Consider the following 5028-nt stretch of genomic DNA (forward strand, 5'->3'; position numbering starts at 1 on the left):
TAGCCATTGCGTTGATGTTCACCGGCCTCACGCTTGCAAACGTGCTCGGCGTACCGCTTGGGACCGCGCTCGGTCAGGCGGCCGGATGGCGGGCCACGTTCTGGGTCGTCACGGTGATCGGCCTGGCTGCGGCCGGCGCGTTGTGGGTCTGCTTGCCAAAGCACATCGAGATGCGTGAATCCAGCATCCTGCGCGAATTCAAGGTGCTTAAAAACCCGCAAGTGCTGATGGTGCTGGGCATCAGCGTGCTGGCATCGGCGAGCCTCTTTTCCGTCTTCACCTACATCACGCCGATCCTCGAAGACGTCACCGGTTTTTCACCGCACGCGGTCACGTTCGTGCTCTTGTTGTTCGGGCTTGGGCTGACGGTCGGCAGCACGCTTGGGGGCAGGCTTGCCGACTGGAAGCTGTTGCGCTCGCTGCTGACGTTCCTGATTCTGATCATCGTCGTGCAAGCGATCTTCGCCGCGACCATGCACGCCGCTATCCCCGCAATGGTCACCATCTTCATCTGGGGCGTGCTCGCGTTTGGAATCGTGCCGCCGTTGCAGATGCTGATCGTGAATCGTGCAAGCGATGCACCCAATCTTGCATCCACCCTGAATCAGGGCGCGTTCAATCTCGGCAACGCAACAGGCGCGTGGCTCGGCGGCATGGCGATTGGCGCCGGCGCGTCGCTCAGCACGCTTCCGTGGGTTGGCGTACTGATGGCTTGCTGCGCGTTCGGCCTCACGTTGCTCTCGGCGACGCTCGATAAACGCGCGCGACGCATGGGTATCGGACAGGCGGTTTGAGCAGAGAGGCTTACCGCTTCTCAGGGTTGAAATGCTTGGCGAGCCCCTGCCAGCATTCGTAGTAATGCGCCTGCAATTGCGCGGTTTCGAGCGCGAAGCGCGTCGGCTTGATCAGCGTGCGCGTTTCGAACATGAACGCCATTGTGTCGCCCACTTTCACAGGCTTCGATGTATCGGCGTTCGACGCCTTCTCGAAAGTACCCGCATCCGGACCATGTCCCGACATGCAGTTATGCAGGCTGGATCCACCCGGCATGAACCCTTCGGACTTTGCGTCGTATACGCCGTGGACTAAACCCATGAATTCGCTCGCCACGTTCCGGTGGAACCACGGCGGCCTGAATGTGTTCTCGCTTGCCAGCCAGCGCGGCGGAAAAATCACGAAGTCGATGGCATCGACGCCCGGCGTATCGGTCTGCGATTGCAGCACCAGAAAGATCGATGGATCGGGATGATCGAAGCTGATCGAGCCGATGGTATTGAACAGACGCAAATCGTATTTGTACGGCGCGTAGTTGCCGTGCCACGCGACTACATCGAGCGGCGATTGGCCCATGTCCGCTCGCCACAACACGCCGTTCATCTTCGCCACGAGTTCGAACGCGCCCTCGCGATCTTCATACGCTGCATGCGGCGTGAGGAAGTCGCGCGGGTTCGCAAGACCATTCGAGCCGATGGGACCCAGGTCCGGCAAGCGCAATAACGCGCCGAAGTTTTCGCAGATATACCCGCGTGCGGTGTTATCGGGCAGTGAGACGGAAAAGCGCACGCCGCGAGGAATGACGGCGATTTCGAACGGTTCAATATCGAGGCGGCCGAGTTCTGTCGCGATCGACAAGCGCCCTTCCTGCGGCACGATCAGCAGTTCGCCGTCGGCGTTATAAAAGAACCGGTCCTGCATCGATTGATTCGCTGCGTACAGATGGATGGCGCAGCCTTGCATGGATTCGGCGGCGCCGTTGCCGGCCATCGTGACCCAGCCATCGATGAAATCGGTAGGCACATCAGGCATGGGCAACGGGTCCCATCGAAGCTGATTGGGCGGCGTCGGCGGCACGTCGGCGAAGTTCGCCACGAGTTTGTTGCCGGCTTCGACTTGCGTGAACGGCTGATGCACCGCCGCCGGCCTGATCCGATACAACCACGACCGCCGGTTATGTCCGCGCGGCGCGGTAAATGCCGTGCCGGAAAGCTGCTCGGCATACAAACCGTAGTTCACGCGCTGCGGAGAATTACGTCCGAGCGGCAACGCGCCGGGCAGCGCCTCGGTTGCGAAGTCGGCGGCGAAGCCTGACTGGTACAGCCGGCTGACATCGGTATGGCTCGTGAAAGCACCGGGCGATTCTGGGTTCATGGACTGGTCCTCAAGCGACATGCGTTCGATTACGCATGGTAAAACCAATTACGATACGTAAAACTATTGTTAACCCTAAGCATGAAGCAGCAGATTGATACCGGTGCATATCGATATGTGGATTTTGTGCAAAGCCGCATGCATGGCACTGCTACCATCGACACAACATTGCTCGAGAACTTCGCCTGAATGATTGCACCGACCGTCCAGCAACTCGTCTCGCGCGCCTCGGACTATCCGTTTCCGGGCGCGCGCATTGTCATGGGCGAAGGGGCGCGTGCGGAATCGGCCATTGCCTTTTACGAGAGCTTTGCACTCGCGAGCGCCTACGAGCCCATCTTCGATGTCAGCACGCGGGGCTTGCCGCAATCGCTGACGGCATCGGTTGAGAGCGCGGAGCGTTTCGGCGATGAACTCGGTTTCCAGGCATTGACGCTCACCGCGGACGGCGCGCCGTTCGATCCATTCGCGCAACTCGACGACGACCCGCGACTCGTTGCACTCGACCGTCTTTCACGTGCGTTGCATGCGTTCAATTTTTTTGGCGCGCAGCGGCCCGGGTTGTTGTTCTTGCGGGTTCACGAGCGCTTGCTGAAGAGCGTGAAGTACGACCATGGGAAGCACTTTTCTTCTGTGCTGATCGAGTTCGGGTTGAATCCGGCGAGGATCGTGATTGAATTGCCGTCGGCGGCGGTCGCGCACCGGACGTTCCTTGGGTATCTGGTCAAGAGCTATCAGAAGTACGGTTTCAAGGTTGCGGGGAACCTGGCGAACGCGGGGCAGATCATGGCGGTGTCGGATATGGCGCGGCTTGATTTCATCAAGATGGATGCCGGCGCCGCGTTGCGGGATTCAGTGGTCAAGCCGTTGGTCGGGTATGCGCACCGGTTGAAGATCCCGCTGATCTTCAGCAACGTGTTGGATGAGGCGCAGTTCGATGCGCTACAACAGTTCGATGTGAATTTTGTGCAGGGACCTGCGTTTGAAGCGCATGACATCGACGTATTGGGCCGTTCGCGCTCAAGCAAGTAATTCGAGGATTCGCCGCTCGGTGAATCCGCTGCCGATCAGATCTTTTTCACGCGCCCGGCACGCAACGCTTTAGCCACCGTACAACCTGTTCTGCATCGCATCGATGGCTGATGCCGAACTCGGTTTGCATGGCCCAACCTGCGCCAACGCAATGCACGACCGGCGGAAAACCCAAATAATTGTGCAGAGCAGCAACGAATCCGCGCTCTTGAATGCTGCAGAGCGCCTTGACTTTCATCGAATCGAATACGATCATTCGCTCACAGAACGAGCAAATGATCGTGGCAACGCAAACCGGTGGAAGCCAAACCCGCCGGAACACGCTGCGGCAAGAGACATAGCACCGCGCCGGGCATGCCCCGCGGCGCATCCAGATCAGAGGAAGACACCATGACGTCCGCAACCCCAACAACCGCCGATGTGATCCTGCACATCGGCGCAGGCTCTTTTCATCGTGCGCATCAGGCGTGGTATCTGCACAAGCTGATTGAATCGGGCGATACACAATGGTCGCTGACCGTCGGCAACATTCGCGGCGACATGAACGCCGTACTCGAGGCGCTTGCCGCACAAAACGGCACCTACGCCCTAGAAACCGTCACGCCGCAGGGCGAACGCAAGTACGAAACCATCCGCTCGATCAAAAAGGTCGTGCCGTGGGCCGCGGACCTCGACGCGCTGATCGCGGCGGGCGCGGCGCCGGAGTGCAAGATCGTATCGTTCACGGTAACCGAAGGCGGTTATTACCTCGATGAACACCACAAGCTCGACCGCGCAAATCCCGATCTCGCGGCCGACCTGAAAGGCGCGCGCACGACCATCTACGGCGCGCTCGCCGCGATTCTCGATGCCCGCATGAAGCAGAACGCCGGCAAGGTGACGCTGCAGAACTGCGACAACCTGCGCAGCAATGGTGACCGGTTCAAGGCCGGCATGCTTGAATTCCTGCAATTGCGCGGCGAAACTGCGCTGCGCGACTGGATGATCGCAAACACCTCATGCCCGAACGCGATGGTCGATCGCATCACGCCGCGTCCCACGCCCGATGTCCGCGAGCGCGTGCTGGCCGCAACTGGTTTTGACGACAAAGCCCCGGTCATGGGCGAAGCGTTCATCCAGTGGGTGATCGAGGACGCGTTCATTGCCGGTCGTCCTGCATGGGAAAAGGTCGGCGCGGAAATGGTCGACTCGGTGCATCCCTACGAGGAAGCCAAGATCCGCATCCTCAACGCCACGCACAGCTGCATTGCGTGGGCGGGGACGCTCGTTGGTTATCAATACATTCATGAAGGCACGCAGGACGCGGAAATCCGCGCAATCGCCGATGACTACGTCACCCAGGACGTAATTCCGAGCTTGTCGCCGAGCCCCATCGACCTGGCGAAATATCGCGATGTCGTGCTGGACCGCTTCGTCAATCCGTATATCCAGGACACGAACCAGCGCGTAGCCGCCGACGGCTTTTCGAAGATCCCGGGTTTTATCGCGCCGACGTTGCGTGAATGTTTCGCGCGCAAGGCCGATCCGGACGCGACCGCCATGCTTCCCGCGCTGTTCTTCCGTTTCCTCGAACGCTGGCACGAAGGCAAGCTGCCGTACGCGTATCAGGACGGCGTGATGGACGCGGCGACCGCGCATGCTTTCTTCGAAGCCGCCGATCCGGTGAAGGCTTTCGTCGCGGACAAGCTGCTTTGGGGCAGCCTCGCGCAAAGCGCCGATCTCGACCGCCATGCTTCCCGCGCTGTTCTTCCGTTTCCTCGAACGCTGGCACGAAGGCAAGCTGCCGTACGCGTATCAGGACGGCGTGATGGACGCGGCGACCGCGCATGCTTTCTTCGAAGCCGCCGA

Annotated in this window: 4 protein-coding genes; 3 read left to right on the forward strand and 1 reads right to left on the reverse strand. The window is 60.1% G+C overall.

Annotated elements, in window-relative coordinates; translation table 11 throughout:
- Nucleotides 1-794: MFS transporter (locus ACRXB1_RS30255; protein ID WP_449494134.1), on the forward strand; the 794-nt coding region annotated here is incomplete at its 5' end.
- Between the two features lie 10 nt (nucleotides 795-804).
- Here ACRXB1_RS30255 and hmgA read toward each other — a convergent pair.
- Entirely contained in the window at nucleotides 805-2148 is a 1344-nt protein-coding gene (gene hmgA, locus ACRXB1_RS30260; protein WP_449494135.1) for a homogentisate 1,2-dioxygenase, read from the reverse strand.
- A gap of 189 nt (nucleotides 2149-2337) precedes the next feature.
- Here hmgA and ACRXB1_RS30265 point away from each other — a divergent pair, with 189 nt between their 5' ends.
- Entirely contained in the window at nucleotides 2338-3180 is an 843-nt protein-coding gene (locus ACRXB1_RS30265) for an EAL domain-containing protein (protein ID WP_061998688.1), read from the forward strand.
- A 390-nt stretch (nucleotides 3181-3570) separates the two neighbouring features.
- Nucleotides 3571-5028 (forward strand): D-arabinitol 4-dehydrogenase (gene dalD, locus ACRXB1_RS30270; RefSeq protein ID WP_449494136.1); only part of this gene is annotated, 1458 nt, incomplete at its 3' end.

This window comes from Caballeronia sp. M23-90 (genome assembly GCF_053574605.1).

Bases quoted from the DNA above. Each gene is read 5' to 3' on its own strand.
- hmgA (WP_449494135.1), bottom strand. From the start codon at position 2,148: ATGAACCCAGAATCGCCCGGTGCTTTCACGAGCCATACCGATGTCAGC.
- ACRXB1_RS30265 (WP_061998688.1), top strand. From the start codon at position 2,338: ATGATTGCACCGACCGTCCAGCAACTCGTCTCGCGCGCCTCGGACTAT.